The following is an 18,035-nucleotide window of genomic DNA, read 5'->3' on the forward strand; positions in this document are numbered from 1 at the left end:
GATAATGTTGTCACAAAAAGTGAGGGTGACTGCATGGATAAACTACTTGAGCGTTTCTTACATTACGTTTCGCTGGATACCCAATCTAAGCCGGGGGTCCGACAGGTGCCAAGCACCGAAGGCCAGTGGAAGCTGCTAAATCTGCTGAAAGAGCAGCTGGAGGCTATGGGGTTGGTTGACGTCACGCTCAGCGAAAAAGGGACCGTGATGGGAACGCTGCCGGCGAATATTGACGGCAATATCCCGGCAATTGGCTTTATTTCTCATGTCGATACCTCACCTGATTTTAGCGGTAAACACGTTAATCCGCAGATTGTTGAAAACTACCGCGGCGGTGATATAGCACTGGGCATTGGCGACGAAGTGCTGTCGCCAGTGATGTTCCCGGTACTGCATCAGCTGCTGGGGCAGACGTTAATCACCACCGACGGCAAAACCTTGCTGGGGGCCGATGACAAAGCGGGCATCGCCGAGATCATGACGGCGCTGGCGGTGCTGAAGGGCAAAAATATCCCGCATGGCGATATCCGCGTGGCCTTCACGCCGGATGAAGAGGTTGGAAAAGGCGCGAAACACTTTGACGTTGAGGCGTTTAACGCGCAATGGGCCTACACCGTTGACGGTGGCGGCGTGGGTGAACTTGAGTATGAAAACTTCAACGCGGCATCGGTAACGATCAAAATCGTCGGGAATAACGTGCACCCGGGCTCTGCGAAAGGAGTGATGGTGAATGCACTGTCGCTAGCTGCGCGTATTCATGCGGAAGTGCCCGCCGAAGAGAGCCCGGAGATGACGGAAGGGTATGAGGGTTTTTATCATCTGACCAGCATCAAGGGGACCGTGGACAGCGCGCAGATGCACTATATTGTCCGCGATTTCGACCGCAAAGCCTTTGAAGCGCGCAAGCGTAAGATGATGGAGATCGCGAAAAAAGTCGGCAAGGGGCTACATCCGGATTGCTATATTGAGCTCATCATCGAAGACAGCTATTACAATATGCGCGAGAAGGTGATGGAACATCCGCACATTCTTGATATCGCCCAGCAGGCGATGCGCGATTGTGACATCGAGCCGGTGATGAAACCGATCCGTGGTGGAACCGATGGTTCACAGCTGTCGTTTATGGGCCTGCCGTGCCCGAACCTGTTTACCGGTGGATATAACTACCACGGCAAGCATGAGTTCGTGACGCTGGAAGGGATGGAGAAAGCGGTGCAGGTGATTGTGCGGATAGCGGAGTTAACCGCGAAGCGGTAAAAAAAGCCCGGTGGCGCTTCGCTTACCGGGCCTACAGGAACGGCTTTTGTAGGCCGGGTAAGGCGTAGCTGCCACCCGGCAAACATCATGGTTCAGTCCTCAAAAAACCAGTACCCGCTGTTAACCAGCGCGGCCAGCATGGCGAGGAAGGAGGGATCGTCCAGCGCGTCGCCAAAGGTATCCGCAGTCAGCACCATATGGCTGGCAATTGCTTCCAGCGCCGGGCGATGCGGAGAGTCCAGGCGCTCGCCGTTGACGAATACCTCTTCGCCAATGCGCAGTACACGTAATCCGCCCAGACGAACCAGCTTATCGCCCTGCTGGAGCGCATCATAAATTTCATCTGCCTGATAAGGCGGCTCTGGCGGTGCGACGTCCAGTTCGTGACGCGACTGGCTGATAAACTCGCCAAACCACTGTCTGAAGTGCTCCGGTTCGTTGATCAGATCCAGCATCATCCCGCGCAGCTTATCCAGCTCCTCTGGCAGAATATCCGCCGGATGCTCACGCGCCGGCACGTCCGGATCGCTGTAACGGTAACTGCCCAGCTCACGCTGTAAAACATAGTCAGCAAATCCGCTGATCATCTCGCGCCCGCTTGGCGCGCGGAAACCAACCGAATAGTTCAGCGAGTTTTCCAGGGAATAACCTTCATGCGGGAAGCCCGGTGGGATATAAAGAATGTCACCTGGCTCCAGCTCTTCATCAATGATCCCTTCAAACGGATCAACCTGGAGCAGATCCGGGTGCGGGCAGTGCTGTTTCATTGGCACTTTTTCGCCCACGCGCCAGCGACGGCGACCGGTACCCTGAATGATAAACACGTCGTACTGATCCAGATGCGGACCCACGCCGCCACCGGGAACGGAGAAGGAGATCATCAGATCGTCCATTCGCCAGTCTGGCAGGGCGCGGAAGGGACGCATTAAGGCTGCGGTAGGTTCGTGCCAGTTGTTGACCGCCTGCACCAGTAAAGACCAGTTGTTTTCGCCCAGGTGATCGTAGCTTTCAAAGGGACCGTGGCTGACCTGCCATTTCCCGTCCTGGTGGCTTACCAGACGGCTGTCTACCTCGTTTTCCATCGCCAGACCAGCGAGTTCGTCAGGAGAAATAGGGTCGATAAAATTGCTGATCCCGCGTTTAAGAACGACCGGGCGTTTTTGCCAGTAACGTTCAATAAAGTCGGGCCAGTTAAGCGTTAATTGATAATCCATATTTATGTATTCCGCAGGCTCTTACTGAGTCGGATTATAACGGAAGCCCCGCTCCCTGGCTGCGAGATCCGCGTATTTTTCACATTCCGGGTCAACTATCGTTCGATACGGGATGCTGGCGGCCAAAAATGACTTCCATCCGGGCTCCGCCCAGCAAACTTTCACCGGTTTCAATCTTGCCCTCGTACTGATCGACAATTTCCCTGGCGACGGATAATCCGACGCCCTGGCCTGGCCGCAGCGTATCGGCGCGCTGGCCGCGATCGAACACCACTTCGCGTTTATTACGGGGAATGCCAGGACCATCATCCTCAACGATAATATGCAGTTCGTTATCCGTTACCCGCGCGGAAACCTCGACAAACTCCAGACAATATTTACAGGCGTTATCGAGCAGGTTTCCCATCACTTCCATAAAGTCATTCTTCTCGCCAACAAAGCTAATTTCCGGTGAGATATCCAGACTGATGTTGACCCCTTTACGCTGGTACACCTTGTTCAGCGCCGAGGTGAGGTTATCCAGCAGCGGGGCTACCGGGTGCAGTTCACGGCTCAACAGAGCGCTTCCGGAGCGCATGCTCGCGCGGTGCAGGTAATAGCCGATCTGCTGTGAAATACGGCTGATTTGTTCCAGCATCACCGGCTCTGCATCATCCACGCTCATTTTCGAACTGCGCATGGAACGCAGGGTACTCTGCATCACCGCCAGCGGGGTTTTCAGGCTGTGCGTAAGGTCGGTGAGCGTCGTGCGATACTTGTCGTAGCGTTCACGTTCGCTTTTCAGCAGGCGGTTGAGGTTGCGCACCAGGCTGGTCAGTTCGCGCGTAGTTTCCGGGTTCAGCTTCTCGCGGTGATGTTCTTCCAGCTCGCGCACCTCTTTGGCAAGGGATTCAATCGGGCGGAGGCTCCACCATGCAGCAACCCACAGGAGAGGGATCACCAGCAGCAGGTTGGCAGCCAGAACATACACAAACCAGTTCCAGACCATATATGAGCGTTTCAGCTCAACCGGGATGGTATCGATCACCACAATGGTTAACTGCGGCATGTTCAGGGTGGCGGGATAAAGGTTGATGGCCACAGAGTGGGTCATCTCCGTGTCGTCATCTTCGGCACGGATCTCATTAAGCTTGATCTGTAAGGCGCGATCGTCACGCAGCAGGCTGCTGGTGGAGTTGAGATCGGCTTCTATTTCATGAAAACCGTTGGTTTTCAGCCATTCCGGACGGATGCGCTTTTTCAGCCACGGGACATCGCGCTGGGCCCACAGCAATTTCCCTTTTTCATCGTAGATCAGCGCCAGCGTCGGGCTCTGCTGATTCAGGTTTTCCGGCATCTCGACGGTGATTCGGTTGTTCTCCCACTTCGCCAGGGTATAAAACAGGTTACTTTCGCCGCGAAGCAGGCGGAAGGTGGTTTTATCGAAGCTCACGCTATACCCGACCAGCGCCACCATCCCGTAAGAGAGCGACAGCACCAGCACGACGGCGGCGGTTGCCAGCAAAAAGCGAACCCGCAGCGAAAGGGGTAAAATGTGACGCAAAATCCCTTTCATTTAGCGTAATTCAAACAGGTAACCCTGACCACGCACGGTGGTGATCACGTCATGCGGGTACTGCGCCTGAATTTTTTTACGCAGGCGGCCCATCAGCACGTCAATGGTGTGGCTTTCGCGCAGTTCGGCATCCGGATAGAGCTGAAGCATCAGAGAATCTTTGCTCACCACTTTACCGTTGTTACGGATCAGCGTTTCCATGATGGTGTATTCGAATGCGGTCAGCTTGATCACTTCATCATTAATAGAAAATTCGCGGCGGGAGAGATCCACCTGGAATGGCGGCAGAGAGATCACCTGCGACGCCAGCCCGCTGTTGCGGCGCAGAAGCGCCTGCATACGCGCGGCGACTTCTTCAATATGGAAGGGTTTAGTCACGTAGTCATCCGCGCCAGCGCTCAGGACTTCAACCTTGTCCTGCCAGCCTTCACGGGCAGTTAGCACCAGCACCGGCAGGGAAACGTCATGGCTACGCCAGCGGCGGATAAGGGACAATCCGTCTTCATCCGGTAGCCCTAAATCGACAATGGCGATGTCCGGCAGGTGTTCATTGAGATAATAATCGGCCTCTTTTGCGTCTTCAGCATCGTCCACCTGATGACCCATCTCCTGAAGTTGAACTTTCAGGTGATGACGTAGCAATGCGTTATCCTCAACAACCAGTACGCGCATCATCATTTCTCCCTTTATAAATGGTATGAATAGTTTAACGCTGATTATTCAGGTTGACACCAGCGCGATGAAATTAAATGATTTTTTTGCATGCTCCAGAACACAGGGGGCATGACGCCAGGCGCGGGTAATATAAACGGACTTGTTTTCGCAAGCTTCTGCAATCCGGATAAAACAGCCATCCGTTTATGAAATGTTGAAGGCGAGTCGCTTTTTTGACAGAAGGGTCACGCCAGTTTTGTAAAGATTGCCCTTTTTTTTGTAAGGATGTTCTCACTATGTCTGCCTTTGTCTACGATTATTTTATGGTGCGAAATTAGATTTGCATAAGATGTGCCAGAAAAGCAGCATTTTTACACGACAAAACAGCAATATAGCGAGTAAAGAGGGTTTTATGGAATGGAAGGTTGTTGAGACTATTGCGAGCCCGGAAAGCGGAACTATCTTTTGCAAAGTTGAAACACAGTATGGCCTGAATTATATCCTGTGGTTAAAGGGAGATTATTACGTTCGTACAGGTGAAATCATCACCACCTCAAACCAGGGGATCCTGATTAACGATCGACGCCGTAGAGTATGGATAGCGCAGGCAATGCCCTTTACATCCATAGGCTGGATGGGGTTCAAACAGAAAAACGCGTGTCCAGGCAACCGGCAAGAGATGGATCGTCCGTGCACGGCTGAAACCCCGTGCCAGTTCAAACTGTGCCCGTTCGGCTTAAAACGATATATTCCGGAAAGTTATTCCACGACGAAAATTAACAACCATCCTGACGGCAGGCTTTAATCCCGGCAAAACAGGTAATGTGACGTGAAAACATCAACTCGATGATGAAAAACAGCCCCCTTTCCGGGTGGAAAGGGGGAAGGCGATTACTTCAGCTCGTCAACCATAGTGATGGCACGGCCGATATAGTTTGCCGGGGTCATCTCTTTCAGGCGCGCTTTTTCTTCTTCTGGCAGCGCCAGACCGTCGATAAACTGTTTCATACCTTCAGCATCAACGCGTTTACCGCGGGTCAGCTCTTTGAGTTTCTCGTACGGTTTTTCAATGCCGTAACGACGCATCACGGTCTGAATCGGCTCCGCCAGCACTTCCCAGTTGTGATCCAGCTCGTCCAGCAGACGGTCGCGGTTAACTTCCAGTTTGCTCACACCTTTCAGGGTGGACTGGTAGGCGATCAGCGCGTAGCCAATACCTACGCCCAGGTTACGCAGCACCGTGGAGTCAGTCAGGTCGCGCTGCCAGCGGGATACCGGCAGCTTGCTCGCCATATGCTGCAACACGGCATTCGCCAGACCCAGGTTACCTTCGGAGTTTTCGAAGTCGATTGGGTTCACTTTGTGCGGCATGGTGGACGAACCGATTTCCCCGGCGATGGTTTTCTGCTTGAAGTGGTTCAGGGCGATGTAACCCCATACGTCACGATCGAAGTCGATCAGGATGGTGTTGAAGCGCGCAATGCAGTCAAACAGCTCGGCGATGTAGTCGTGCGGCTCAATCTGGGTGGTGTACGGGTTCCACTGGATCCCCAGAGAGGTCACAAACTCTTCGCTGAACTGGTGCCAGTCCACTTCCGGGTACGCGGCGATGTGGGCGTTGTAGTTACCCACCGCGCCGTTGATTTTGCCGAGGATCTCAACCTGCTCCAGCTGACGATACTGGCGTTCCATGCGGTACGCCACGTTCGCCATCTCTTTACCCATGGTGGATGGGGTTGCTGGCTGGCCGTGAGTACGGGACAGCAGCGGAATGTCGCGGTATTCCACGGACAGCGCTTTCACCGCATCAATGATTTTACGCCAGTAAGGGAGTACCACCTCTTTCCGCGCGGTAGAGAGCATCAGCGCGTGAGACAGGTTGTTAATATCCTCAGACGTACAGGCGAAGTGAATAAATTCAGATACCGCGTGCAGGGCAGGGACGCATGCCACTTTCTCTTTCAGGAAGTATTCAACTGCTTTCACGTCGTGGTTGGTGGTGCGTTCGATGGTTTTAATGCGCGCGGCATCTTCTTCGCTGAACTCAGCAACGATTTTATCAAGGTAATCGTTTGCCTTTGCGTCAAAAGCAGGAACTTCCTTGATTGCTGTCTGGGCGGCCAGCTTTTGCAGCCAGCGTACTTCAACCTGAACACGGAACTTCAGCAGGCCATATTCGCTGAAGATCCCGCGCAGCGCGCTGACTTTATCGCCGTAGCGTCCATCGACAGGGGATACGGCGGTCAGTGAGGATAATTCCATAATTCGCAACTCCGGGAGGTTAACAATGAGCAAGAATTTGTTTTGCCTGAGTCGTCAGGCGATGACGAGAAAACATTAACTGTAGGCGGCCACCGCCGACCTGTTGCCACAGCACGGCGGCACGGATGCCTGCCAGCAGCGAAGCGCGTACCTTCGCCTGTACCTGTGGGCTTTGCAATACGGCAGGCGAACCGGTGACCTGAATACGCGGGCCGAGCGGGCTAATCACGTCAACATAGATACCGGCCATCGCGCTCAGCAGGGTCTCAGACTGGAGGTCAAAGTGGTCGAGCTGGCGCTGTAGCCCGGCGATGCGATCGCCCAGGGTATTCATTGCGCCTTTTGCCGCGTTCAGCTTACGTTCCAGCACCATCAGGCTTAAGGTGTAGCGGGTCAGTTCCGCATTCAACCCCTGACGGTTGCTGGCGTTGAGCACGCCGAGCAGAGTTTCAAGACCGAGACGAAGATTGGTTTCACTGCCGCCAAAGACGCCCAGCGTGGAGCCTGGGTTGAGGTCGATAACGCTGTTAAGTGAAACGTGCAGGGCGTCAGCGTCGCAATGACCCTGATGCGCCAGCTGTTGCACCAGACGGGCTGACTGGCAAATTCCCGCCAGCGCCAGGGTGATGTCGTAATAGTTCTTCGCCACACGGTCTCCTTTATGTGTGCAAACGGTTTAAACAGCAGGCAGCGGCAGGCGCTGTTCAATGATCCCACCGCCGAGGCAAATTTCGCCGCTGTAGAAAACAGCAGACTGGCCAGGGGTAACGGCGGAAACCGGCTCGTCGAAACGCACGTCAATGCGATCGTCATCCAGTGCGGTTACGGTGCAAGGGATGTCCGTCTGGCGATAGCGCGTTTTCACTGTGCAGCGCAGCGTGCCTTCCAGCGGCTCGCGATCGACCCAGTGCAGCTGTTGCGCGATCAGTCCAACGGACATCAGGCGCGGGTGGTCGTGACCCTGAGCCACAACCAGAATATTGTTTTCGACGTCTTTGTCGACCACATACCACGGATCTTCGCTGCCCTCTTTGGTGCCGCCGATACCCAGACCTTTACGCTGGCCGAGAGTGTGGTACATCAGTCCCTGGTGCTGACCAATCTCATCACCGTCAACGGTGACGATTTTGCCCGGCTGTGCAGGCAGGTAGCGCCCCAGGAACTCGCGGAATTTACGCTCGCCGATAAAACAAATACCGGTGGAGTCTTTTTTCTTCGCGGTGATCAGATCCAGATCTTCAGCAATCTTACGCACTTCCGGCTTTTCCAGCTCGCCGACCGGGAACAGACTTTGGGCAATCTGTTCGTGGCTCAGCGTATAGAGGAAGTAGCTCTGATCTTTGTTGCCGTCCAGACCGCGCAGCAGCTGGCTTTTGCCATTCACATCCGCGCGACGCACGTAGTGGCCGGTCGCAATGTAGTCTGCGCCCAGGTCTTCCGCAGCGAATTCCAGGAAGGCTTTGAATTTGATCTCTTTGTTGCACAGGATATCCGGGTTTGGCGTGCGGCCCGCTTTGTACTCTTCGAGGAAGAGTTCAAAAACATTGTCCCAGTATTCTGCGGCAAAGTTAACGGTGTGCAGTTCGATGCCGAGCTTATCGCACACGGCCTGCGCATCGGCGAGATCCGCAGCGGCAGTGCAGTATTCCTCGCCATCGTCTTCCTCCCAGTTCTTCATGAACAGGCCCTCCACCTTATAGCCCTGTTGCTGCAACAGGTAGGCGGAAACGGAGGAATCGACACCGCCGGACATGCCGACGATTACTTTTTTCTGGCTGTTATCTGACATGGAATACTCACGACATTGAACTTCAAGGCGGCGTATTCTATCACGCCCCCCCACCATTGACACCCTCTGTAAACGGCCAGTTAAATTCTGTAATGACATCCAGCGGCAGGCGCGCCGCAGACTGCCAGCAGCGGATGCTTTCCGCAACCAGCGGCGAGCGCAGGTTTGACGCGTTCAGGATCTCGTCTGCGGTCACCCACAGGCAGCGATCGATATCGTCGTCGTGCGGTTCAGTGGCGCACGTTTCGTTAAGCTCAACGGCGAATAAAAAGCGCAGGAAAGGTGTCTGGTCAGGCGCTATCCACTGATGCATACGGATAAAGCGCTGCGGTTCGGCGCGGATACCCGTCTCTTCCCAGAGCTCGCGTTTCGCTGCCTGCAATAAGGTTTCATTGGCTTCAAGATGCCCGGCTGGCTGGTTCCACAGCGCTTTGCCGTTAATGGTCTCTTCCACCACCAGGAATTTCCCCTGCGCGTGTACCACGCAGGCGACCGTAACATGAGGTTTAAACATCAGTTCTCCTTAGGGGTAACATCCCGCCATTCCCCGTTTGCCAGCGAGTCCAGCGTATAGCTGCCCATGGCGTAGCGAATGAGTCGCAGGGTAGGGAAGCCCACATGCGCAGTCATGCGCCTGACCTGTCGGTTGCGGCCTTCATAAAGGGTGATTTTAAGCCAGCTGGTAGGAATGGATTTACGCTCACGAATCGGCGGGTTGCGCGGCCACAGCCACTCGGGTTCATTCACACGTTCAATACCAGCCGGCAGGGTGGGACCGTCGTTCAGCGTTACGCCGTTGCGCAGCTTTGCCAGCGACGCGTCGTCCGGCTCGCCTTCAACCTGCACATAGTAAATTTTTCCGGTACGTTTGCCCGGCTGAGTAAGCCTGGCCTGGAGCACGCCGTCATTGGTAAGGACCAGCAGCCCCTCGCTGTCGCGATCCAGACGTCCCGCTGCGTAGACTCCCTGTACGGGGATAAAGTCCTTCAGCGTGCTGCGCCCGGCCTCGTCGGTAAACTGCGGCAATACATCGTAGGGTTTATTGAACAGTATGACCCGCGTTGGCTGGGGTTCTGGCGTTCTTCTGGTGGCTTGTCGTGAGCTGAATCGCTCAACCCGGTGTTTTCTAAAAGAAGTTTTCGTCATGGTATTTTCAGGCGTTATCAATTGCCGCATTATAGCCTAATAACGAAGACCTTTCATGGCGTCGGACAATCAGGTACTATCGGAAGGCTCATTACAATTTATTAACATAAGATCAGTAACAACCAGAAGCGCTCGAAGGAGAGGTTAATGGAAAGCAAAGTAGTTGTTCCGGCGGAAGGTAAAAAGATCACCCTGCAAAACGGCAAGATTAACGTTCCTCACAACCCGATTATCCCGTTCATCGAAGGTGACGGTATCGGTGTAGACGTTACCCCGGCGATGCTGAAAGTGGTTGATGCCGCTGTTGAGAAAGCCTACAAAGGCGAGCGTAAAATTTCCTGGATGGAAATTTACACCGGTGAAAAATCCACTCAAGTTTATGGCCAGGACGTCTGGCTGCCAGCCGAAACGCTGGACCTGATCCGCGACTATCGCGTTGCTATCAAAGGCCCTCTGACCACGCCAGTTGGCGGCGGCATTCGCTCCCTGAACGTGGCGCTGCGTCAGGAACTGGATCTGTATGTGTGTCTGCGTCCGGTGCGTTACTACCAGGGCACCCCAAGCCCGGTTAAGCACCCGGAACTGACCGACATGGTTATCTTCCGTGAAAACTCTGAAGACATCTACGCGGGTATCGAATGGAAAGCGGACTCTGCTGATGCAGAAAAAGTGATTAAATTCCTGCGCGAAGAGATGGGCGTGAAGAAAATTCGCTTCCCTGAGCATTGCGGCATCGGCATCAAGCCGTGCTCCGAAGAAGGGACCAAGCGTCTGGTGCGTGCCGCCATCGAATACGCTATCACCAACGATCGTGACTCTGTGACCCTGGTGCACAAAGGCAATATCATGAAGTTCACCGAAGGCGCGTTCAAAGACTGGGGCTACCAGCTGGCGACCGAAGAGTTCGGCGGTGAACTGATCGACGGCGGCCCATGGCAGAAAATTAAGAACCCGAACACCGGTAAAGAGATCATCATTAAAGATGTGATTGCCGATGCGTTCCTGCAACAGATCCTGCTGCGTCCTGCTGAGTATGACGTGATCGCCTGTATGAACCTGAATGGTGACTACATCTCCGATGCGCTGGCAGCACAGGTGGGTGGTATCGGTATCGCCCCGGGCGCGAACATCGGTGACGAGTGCGCCCTGTTCGAAGCCACTCACGGTACTGCACCGAAATACGCAGGCCAGGATAAAGTCAACCCAGGCTCTATCATTCTGTCCGCAGAGATGATGCTGCGTCATATGGAATGGTTCGAAGCCGCAGACCTGATCGTTAAGGGTATGGAAGGCGCGATTAACGCGAAAACCGTCACCTATGACTTTGAACGTCTGATGGAAGGCGCTAAACTGCTGAAATGCTCAGAGTTTGGCGACGCGATTATCGCGAACATGTAATCCACTCGCTGGGTTAAATGACAACGGGAGCCTGAGGGTTCCCGTTTTTTATGCACACAAGACGGAAACAACGCTATGACCCATGATATCCCGCTCAAGTATTATGACATCGTCGACGAGTATGCGACTGAAACGGCGAAACCGGTAGAAGAGGCAGAGCGTACGCCGCTGGCACACTATTTCCAGCTGCTGCTCACTCGCTTATACAACAATGAGGAAATCAGTGAAGAGGCGCAGCGGGAGATGGCTGTCCAGGCGGAGATAGACGAAGCGCGCATTGACGATATTGCGAACTTCCTGAATCAGTGGGGCAATGAATAACGCGTCATCGCGCTGAGTCTGCCAGCAGCCTGGCGAGGTCGTGCCGGGTTAGCGACTTTGAAAAGTACCAGCCTTGTACGAGGGCATCGGGGTATCTCTGCGCGATGAACTGAAATTGTGTTTCGCTTTCAACCCCTTCAAAAACCAGGGTTTTGTTCAGTTTAGCGAGCGCGTCGCTGAAGATCACCAGGATATCCTGTTTATAGTGCTCGCTGATGCCGTCCACTAACGACTTATCTACCTTGATTTCGTCATATTTGAGATTTGTGAGCCTGGCAAGATTAGAGTTTTGCACGCCAAAATCGTCTATTGAAATTTTGACGCCTGCCGATTTAAGCTCCTCACAAAACTCTTCAAGGATGGCCGAGGTGGAAACGCCATTCTCGGATAACTCAACTTTGATTAACGATAAAGGAATCGCGTTCTCTGAGCATGCATGACGTAATACCGACAGGAATTTGCCGTCTTCAATTTCCGTCCGGCCAACGTTCAGTGAAATCATTAACTGATGTTCAGCGGCCAGCGCGGCAATTTCCGCCAGGGATTTCTTTATCATGTTCTGATAATAAACGTTATACAGGCCAATTTTTTTGATTAACGAGATAAACAGCTCAGGAGAAACCTCTTTGTGATTGTTATCCTGCCATCTTGATAACACTTCAACCCCGACGATTTTCTTATCAGCCACCCGAATAACGGGCTGAAAATGAACGCTGATGGTATTCGCTTTCACCGCCTTGACCAGCGTTCGCTCCAGAGAACGTCGGTCTTCATAAAGTCGAAGAGAAAACAGCGTCAGGGATACCCAGATAAAGTATAAAAACAGACACAGAAGCACCATCACTACGTGGGAGAGCGAAGCCAGTCCGGCATCGTGGTGTGTGACGGTGACACACAAATCCCAGCGTGTACTGCACTCTGTCACAGCCAGCGTAAATAACAGAGACTGTAAGCGGCTAAGGTTTTCTGATGGCGGCGTAACGGTGAAAAAGGTGCGGCCGAAATCTTTAGTGGAAGAACGAAGCGAATAGTTGGCGGTAACGGGGGCAAATTTATCGTAGGCTGAACGGGAGGTGAAGATAATAAGGTGGTTATAGATTGTCGCATTGCCGATAAAGAAATCTTTCTGCGAAAACTGCGCCAGACTGAATCCGTTCTGGGTTTTATGCAGCTCAGGGGGAAGGGCGATGGGATTTGCCAGCTTGCCCCAAAACGCGGTGCAGGTGATTTTCCCCTTTTCAATAAACCCCACATCGGCGAAATAGAGACTACGCATCTTTAATTTTCGGTAGACGTTCAGACTGGCGCTATCGCATCCCTGCACGGTGGTATTTTTAAGCGTACTGGCGATATTTTGTGTTAACTCTTCGGAATAGCTTAAGAGCGTGTGGGAGATCTCCCTCTGCCGGTTCTTTTGCTGCTCAGCGATAATGGCGTTAACCGCATACAGCGACAGGACGACCATAAAGGTTGAGATGATAGCAACGGCAATGGCCTTCTTCATTTTCCTGCTGTCCCGCCACGTCCTGAGGTGCAGGGATCTTAACACAGGTCATAAAAGCTACAAGTATGAGAGTTGAGCCGGCACGGAATCGGAAGGAAATCCACCCTGCCAGGCTCCTTTCAACTCAGAACCACTCAAACCGTGTTGAGAGCAGTAACAGTAGCGTACTGGCAGAAACAAGATTAAGGCAGATGACGAACTTGCTCGATACGTTCATGTTATCAACGCTTTTTGGTTATTCAGAAGCCACAGAGAATAGCGTTTCACCTCCACAGAAAAAACGCCAGATTTTGGTGGGTTGAGGCAAAAAAAAAGCCCACTAAAAAGTGGGCAAGAAATACTGGAAGCAATGTGAGCAATGTCGTACTGAATACCTGAGTTATTTGCTCAACTATTCAGTAATGAGAAAGATAATCTTTCTCAGTAGAAGATGCAACCCCAGGATGAGTGTGGATCGACATTTTTTACTGCTCATATTTTACTCAAACGAGCCGTGTGATTCTTATCACAAATTTCCTTTCTCAGATCCTGTGCTATCCTTTTCTGTGTCGTTGATTTAATGACAAAAACCATACAGAGAGGAAAGCTATGGGAATTTTATCCTGGATTATCTTTGGGCTGATTGCGGGGATCCTGGCGAAGTGGATTATGCCGGGCAAAGATGGCGGCGGTTTCATCGTCACGATCATTCTGGGGATTGTGGGTGCAGTCGTCGGCGGCTGGATCAGTACCCTGTTCGGCTTTGGCAGAGTTGATGGCTTCAACTTCGGCAGCTTTGTCGTCGCGGTGATTGGCGCGCTGGTTGTTCTGTTTATCTACAGAAAAATCAAAAGCTAAATCTGACCTGTGTTAAAAAAGGCTGCCTGACGGCGGCCTTTTTACTTTGGGCGTTACCACCAGCCTAACTGCGTACCGGCGACGGCCACGATGGCGACAATCAGCATGATGATGGTCGTTTTTCTCATTTATGCCCCCGGCGCGGCGTAACCGCCAAGGAAAAACCAGCCTAAAAACACCACCGCTGTGATAAAAATAACCACCGGAAAGAGGATCCCTATTCTCATGCCATCACCTGTTTGAGTTTGTATAAGGCCGTAGAGTGTACGGTTTTAATCTAACGCGACAAAGCCTGTTTTGCTTTTTCCTTTTTTATCCTGATACATCGCGAGGTCCGCGGTGCGCAGGGCGCTATCTTCATCCGTGCTGTGAGGATCAACAATAACGACGCCAAGGCTTGCACCGGGATAAAGAATGGTGGCATTGCCTAACCCGTATTCGCCCGCAATAAGACCATTGAGGCGGGTTTTGATTGCGTTGATCTCTGTACTGGTGTCGCCATCATCGCTGTGACTCAGGCTGGCAACCAGAAATTCATCGCCGCCGAGCCGGCCAATAATCTCATCCTGCGTTTGCTCGTGAGTCAGTCGCTTGCCGACCTGTACGAGGAAGCGATCGCCCGCCTCATGCCCGTACTGGTCATTGATTCGCTTGAAATCATCGAGGTCAATAAAGGCAATCATGACGTTGCGGCTAAGATGGCGCGCCAGTGAGAACAGGGTGGTAAGGTTTTCAAAAATGGCGCGACGATTCGGCAGGCCGGTAAGGGCGTCGGTGTAAGAGTGGGTAATGAGCGCCGCATTTGCTTCACGAAGCTGAAGCACAAGCGACTCTTTCTGAATATACTGACCAATTAACCCGGCAAAGAGCCTGATCACCTGCTCGCCACGCTCGCTGAACTGTTTCTGTGCGGTGCTGGCAGCGCAAAGCGTGCCGTACAGAGAACCGTCAGCCAGGTGAACCGGCACGCTCATATAGGTTGTAATACCCAGTGCTTTTGCCGCTTCACACTCCGGCCAGCGGTCAGGCACCTCGTTACTGAACAAAGTGTCGCTATCCATGGCGCGCTTACAGAGCGTTTCGTCCCAGGGCACGCTGAACCCTTCCGGGATTTGCATTTGCTTGCTGTTACGGGCATATAAAATGTGCTGCAAACGCGCGTTAATATCGATTTTGGTCAGGTAGGTTGATTCCATATCCGTCACAATTTCCAGCATTTCCAGTAGCTGACGCACAAGACTGTCGAGAGATTGCTCAGTGGAGAGGGTTTCTGAAACACGGGCAAGAATGATATCTGACATGAGGCAGGTTGACTCCCATGCAGAAGACCTCTGTATCTGCATGTTATGCTGAAAATTTAGACTCCGGTCATAGTAAAACATGAACAGGATTAATTTTATAGATTCTTCTGAAAGCGGATGAGGGAGAGGCTAAAAAAAAGCCCCGATGTTGAGATCGGGGCAAAACATCTTGATTACGGAATGATGTTCTCTGGTCAGTGTGAGAACAGGTATCACTATAAGAGGGAATCGTGCAGGTTTAATGGAGAAATCATGGAGAAAACGGCGATGACCCGTTACTCTGACGTTTTTACACCCTGAAGGATCATGATAATGAAATATCTTCTCCTGGCGCTGGTTGTACCGCTGGCCGCCTGCTCAACAAAGACCACCCCTCCTGATGCGCCTCAACCGCCGCACGCTATTGGTATGGCAAACCCGGCGTCAGTGTACTGTCTGGAGAAAGGGGGAGAGCAAATCCCTGTTCAAAGCCCGCAGGGTGTACGTACCGAGTGCAAATTACCAGGCGGGGAAGTGATCGATGAATGGGATCTCTACCGACGCGATCACCCGCAACCAACCAGATGACAAGGGCAATAAAACTGCGATACACTTCTATTTAGGATTATTCTTAGCCAGTTTCTGGCAGTACGTTTGCGAGAAGAAGTATGTTTCAGTTAAAACCGGGCAGCATGGCGATGATCGTGGGTGCGCGTACGGCGGCAGGCCGTCGAAATATCGGTAAATCCGTGGAGCTGTTTGGCCTTTGTCAGCCGGGCCAGCGTTTTGTAAACCCGGTTAACGGCGTCATGACGCAATTACCTGATACATCAGCACGTGCGCTGTGGCTGGTCACCGGTGATGTTTACGCCTTTGATAACCAGCACGGTTTTGCGTTTGTTCGCCCGGAACATTTGATGCCGCTAACTCCCGACGAGATGCCACACAACGTGGATGAGCTGGCGATCGGTTAATCACAGTTTACGTAGCCAGTCCGCCAGTACCCGCGCGTGATTCTGCTCCCTGTTTTTCGCCCCGTAGAGTAGCGTCACGGTCTGCTGTCGGGCGAGGGCCGCCAGGCGTTTGCCTTCATCCTGATGCTGCGCCAGCTCTTTACGATAGGCTTCACTGAACGCAGTGAAATCTATCGTTTCACTGTGAAAAGCTTTTCGCAGTTCGCTGGACGGCGTTAGCGATTTACACCACTCATCACAGGCGAGGTCGGTCTTTTTTATTCCTCGCGGCCAGAGTCTGTCTACCAGCACCCGGTAACCATCGTCTGACGTTGCCTGTTCATATACGCGCTTACATTGAATCATCCGTTTTCCTCCTGCCGTGCGACGTTCGGCAAGAACACTATAGCACCCGGCTTTTATCCACCCAATTTAAGGTATTGTGATAATTGCAAAAGATCGGTAGTCTGAGGCTCCTTATGTTATCTGAAATCCTCCGGCATAAGGAATCTCTCATGGAACTCTCCCCGGTTAAAACGACGCTGCGCATTGCGCTGGTTGGTGATTTCAATCCTGATGTTATTGCGCACCAGGCGATCCCGCTGGCGATTGACGACGCCGCTGCGGTTCTGGATCTCACCGCTGATTATGACTGGCTCGCCACGCCTGAGCTGACCAGCCCCGAAGACCTCGTCGGGTATGATGCCATCTGGCTGGTACCGGCAAGCCCGTATAAAAACACCGAGGCGGCGTTTATTGCGGCGCGTTACGCGCGTGAGAATAGCATCCCCTTTCTCGGCACCTGCGGCGGGTTCCAGCATGCGCTGATTGAGTATGCGCGTAATGTACTGGGCTGGCACGATGCAGGCCATGCCGAAACCGATACCGAGGGAAGGATGGTGATTGCGCCGCTGACCTGCTCGCTGGTAGAAAAAACCGACGCGATAGAGCTGCGGAATAACACGCTGATTGCCAAAGCGTATGGCAAGCCGGAAATTCAGGAGGGGTATCACTGCAATTACGGTGTCTCGTCTGAGTTTGCCAGCCAGCTTGAGCGGGGCGACATGCGCGTAACGGGCTGGGACGAGCAGGGCGAGATCCGCGCGGCAGAGCTGATAACCCATCCTTTCTTTGTCATCACCCTGTTCCAGCATGAGCGGGCTGCGCTTCAAGGGCGACCTGTCGTGCTGGTACAGGCCATGCTGCGGGCGGCGCAGGGATAAAAAAAGCAGACCGTCAGGTCTGCCTTGAATGTCAGCGGGGTGTGATCTCCCGGTCACGCCCGGCCAGCATGCCGCACAGGGCCATCACTACCGCAGCCAGCGCACAGGCCAGCAGCGGAATGCGCCAGTCTCCGGCGGTATCGTGAATTTTCCCCATCAGCGGTGGGCCACAGGCCGCCAGAAGATAGCCAATCGACTGTGCCATGCCGGAGAGCGCGGCGGCCTGATGTGCCGAGCTGGCCCGCAGTCCGATAAACGTCAGGCCGAGGATCATGGTGGCGCCGGATCCAAAGCCAAACACCAGCGTCCAGACGACGGCCAGCCCCGGCGCGAACCAGAACCCGGCCGCACTGACAGCGCACATCAGAGCGACAAGCCCGGCTACGCCACGCTGATCGTTAAGACGGTGCAGGATCAGCGGAATGGCGAGACCGGGAACAGCGGTTGCCAGCTGGAGAAGCCCGTGCATGGAGCCAGCCTGCGTTTCGCTGTAGCCGTGGCTAAGCAAAATCGCGGGTAACCAGCCGATAATGACATAGTAAATCAGCGAGTTAATGCCCATAAAAAGCGTCACCTGCCAGGCGAGTGCCGAGCGCCAGATAGCCCGGTTGTGCAACGCGCCCGCGCCGGTCAGGGTGGCGG

At 53.3% G+C, this 18,035-nt stretch carries 23 protein-coding genes; 8 read left to right on the plus strand and 15 right to left on the minus strand.

Translation table 11 applies throughout. The features are described 5' to 3' along the window. Positions 1-33 precede the first annotated feature (33 nt). Complete coding sequence (pepT, locus tag DD606_RS17265) at positions 34-1,257, plus strand: peptidase T (protein ID WP_032658046.1); 1,224 nt, start codon at positions 34-36, stop codon at positions 1,255-1,257. A 92-nt stretch (positions 1,258-1,349) separates the two neighbouring features. On the opposite strand, the gene DD606_RS17270 is transcribed toward pepT, so the two are convergent. From DD606_RS17270 to phoP, 3 genes are all read right to left on the minus strand, one after another. Beyond that, positions 1,350-2,471 (minus strand): cupin domain-containing protein, encoded by a 1,122-nt coding sequence (locus tag DD606_RS17270; protein WP_003857909.1) that lies wholly within the window; start codon positions 2,469-2,471, stop codon positions 1,350-1,352. Positions 2,472-2,562: 91 nt separating this feature from the next. After that, entirely contained in the window at positions 2,563-4,026 is a 1,464-nt protein-coding gene (gene phoQ / locus DD606_RS17275) for a two-component system sensor histidine kinase PhoQ (RefSeq protein ID WP_015570801.1), read from the minus strand. After that, positions 4,027-4,698: a two-component system response regulator PhoP gene (gene phoP / locus DD606_RS17280; protein WP_026094318.1), complete on the minus strand. Its 672-nt coding sequence runs from the start codon at positions 4,696-4,698 to the stop codon at positions 4,027-4,029. Positions 4,699-5,092: 394 nt separating this feature from the next. Between phoP and DD606_RS17285 the strand changes: the two genes are divergently transcribed. Then, positions 5,093-5,485, plus strand: a complete 393-nt coding sequence (locus tag DD606_RS17285; RefSeq protein WP_022650801.1) for a hypothetical protein — start codon at positions 5,093-5,095, stop codon at positions 5,483-5,485. Positions 5,486-5,571: 86 nt separating this feature from the next. Here the strand turns inward: DD606_RS17285 and purB are convergent, their stop codons facing one another. From purB to rluE, 5 genes are read right to left on the minus strand one after another with little or no spacing between them, the layout of a single operon-like run. Beyond that, positions 5,572-6,942, minus strand: coding sequence for an adenylosuccinate lyase (gene purB, locus DD606_RS17290; RefSeq protein ID WP_022650802.1), 1,371 nt, complete (start codon positions 6,940-6,942; stop codon positions 5,572-5,574). Between the two features lie 19 nt (positions 6,943-6,961). Further along, positions 6,962-7,591 (minus strand): high frequency lysogenization protein HflD, encoded by a 630-nt coding sequence (gene hflD / locus DD606_RS17295; RefSeq protein ID WP_006809213.1) that lies wholly within the window; start codon positions 7,589-7,591, stop codon positions 6,962-6,964. Between the two features lie 27 nt (positions 7,592-7,618). Then, a complete protein-coding gene (gene mnmA, locus DD606_RS17300; protein WP_032628201.1) occupies positions 7,619-8,731 on the minus strand; it encodes a tRNA 2-thiouridine(34) synthase MnmA in 1,113 nt (370 codons plus the stop codon). A 40-nt stretch (positions 8,732-8,771) separates the two neighbouring features. Further along, on the minus strand, positions 8,772-9,245 hold the full coding sequence (locus DD606_RS17305) for an NUDIX hydrolase (protein WP_127675254.1): 474 nt from the start codon (positions 9,243-9,245) through the stop codon (positions 8,772-8,774). Next, the gene (gene rluE, locus DD606_RS17310) at positions 9,245-9,907 is read right to left on the minus strand and encodes a 23S rRNA pseudouridine(2457) synthase RluE (protein WP_022650805.1); all 663 of its coding nucleotides are present in this window, start codon (positions 9,905-9,907) and stop codon (positions 9,245-9,247) included. The genes DD606_RS17305 and rluE overlap by 1 nt, the downstream gene beginning before the upstream one ends. Before the next feature lie 117 nt (positions 9,908-10,024). Here rluE and icd point away from each other — a divergent pair, with 117 nt between their 5' ends. Together icd and DD606_RS17320 are read left to right on the plus strand one after the other, a co-directional pair. Beyond that, positions 10,025-11,275, plus strand: a complete 1,251-nt coding sequence (gene icd / locus DD606_RS17315) for an NADP-dependent isocitrate dehydrogenase (protein ID WP_003857898.1) — start codon at positions 10,025-10,027, stop codon at positions 11,273-11,275. 75 nt (positions 11,276-11,350) lie between these two features. Further along, positions 11,351-11,596 carry a YmjA family protein gene (locus DD606_RS17320; protein WP_022650806.1) on the plus strand — a complete coding sequence of 82 codons (246 nt, stop codon included), beginning with the start codon at positions 11,351-11,353 and terminating at the stop codon, positions 11,594-11,596. A gap of 4 nt (positions 11,597-11,600) precedes the next feature. Here DD606_RS17320 and DD606_RS17325 read toward each other — a convergent pair whose 3' ends face one another. Both DD606_RS17325 and yncL read right to left on the minus strand, forming a co-directional pair. Further along, on the minus strand, positions 11,601-13,100 hold the full coding sequence (locus DD606_RS17325; RefSeq protein WP_129258932.1) for a cyclic diguanylate phosphodiesterase: 1,500 nt from the start codon (positions 13,098-13,100) through the stop codon (positions 11,601-11,603). 124 nt (positions 13,101-13,224) lie between these two features. Next, complete coding sequence (gene yncL / locus DD606_RS17330) at positions 13,225-13,317, minus strand: stress response membrane protein YncL (protein WP_071524166.1); 93 nt, start codon at positions 13,315-13,317, stop codon at positions 13,225-13,227. 371 nt (positions 13,318-13,688) lie between these two features. On the opposite strand from yncL, the gene DD606_RS17340 reads away from it, so the two are divergent. Next, positions 13,689-13,937, plus strand: coding sequence for a GlsB/YeaQ/YmgE family stress response membrane protein (locus DD606_RS17340; RefSeq protein ID WP_003857896.1), 249 nt, complete (start codon positions 13,689-13,691; stop codon positions 13,935-13,937). A gap of 53 nt (positions 13,938-13,990) precedes the next feature. Here DD606_RS17340 and yoaJ read toward each other — a convergent pair whose 3' ends face one another. The 3 genes from yoaJ to DD606_RS17355 are packed head-to-tail and all read right to left on the minus strand — an operon-like array spanning position 13,991 to position 15,238. Continuing rightward, positions 13,991-14,065, minus strand: coding sequence for a protein YoaJ (gene yoaJ / locus DD606_RS26685; protein ID WP_015570794.1), 75 nt, complete (start codon positions 14,063-14,065; stop codon positions 13,991-13,993). Further along, a complete protein-coding gene (locus DD606_RS17350; protein WP_015570793.1) occupies positions 14,066-14,164 on the minus strand; it encodes a YoaK family small membrane protein in 99 nt (32 codons plus the stop codon). 45 nt (positions 14,165-14,209) lie between these two features. Then, entirely contained in the window at positions 14,210-15,238 is a 1,029-nt protein-coding gene (locus tag DD606_RS17355) for a sensor domain-containing diguanylate cyclase (protein WP_032609012.1), read from the minus strand. A gap of 312 nt (positions 15,239-15,550) precedes the next feature. Here DD606_RS17355 and DD606_RS17360 point away from each other — a divergent pair, with 312 nt between their 5' ends. Together DD606_RS17360 and DD606_RS17365 are read left to right on the plus strand one after the other, a co-directional pair. Beyond that, a complete protein-coding gene (locus DD606_RS17360; protein ID WP_022650809.1) occupies positions 15,551-15,805 on the plus strand; it encodes a DUF333 domain-containing protein in 255 nt (84 codons plus the stop codon). 80 nt (positions 15,806-15,885) lie between these two features. Then, complete coding sequence (locus DD606_RS17365; protein ID WP_022650810.1) at positions 15,886-16,191, plus strand: hypothetical protein; 306 nt, start codon at positions 15,886-15,888, stop codon at positions 16,189-16,191. On the opposite strand, the gene DD606_RS17370 is transcribed toward DD606_RS17365, so the two are convergent. Next, positions 16,192-16,536 (minus strand): DUF488 domain-containing protein, encoded by a 345-nt coding sequence (locus tag DD606_RS17370; protein WP_003857886.1) that lies wholly within the window; start codon positions 16,534-16,536, stop codon positions 16,192-16,194. Positions 16,537-16,685: 149 nt separating this feature from the next. On the opposite strand from DD606_RS17370, the gene DD606_RS17375 reads away from it, so the two are divergent. Continuing rightward, complete coding sequence (locus DD606_RS17375) at positions 16,686-17,393, plus strand: CTP synthase (RefSeq protein WP_022650811.1); 708 nt, start codon at positions 16,686-16,688, stop codon at positions 17,391-17,393. Positions 17,394-17,424: 31 nt separating this feature from the next. On the opposite strand, the gene DD606_RS17380 is transcribed toward DD606_RS17375, so the two are convergent. Continuing rightward, positions 17,425-18,035 (minus strand): MFS transporter (locus DD606_RS17380; RefSeq protein ID WP_139158322.1); only part of this gene is annotated, 611 nt, incomplete at its 5' end.

The sequence above is a fragment of the Enterobacter cloacae complex sp. GF14B genome, assembly GCF_004136805.1.
GTDB classification, from domain to species: Bacteria; Pseudomonadota; Gammaproteobacteria; order Enterobacterales; family Enterobacteriaceae; genus Enterobacter; species Enterobacter hormaechei_C.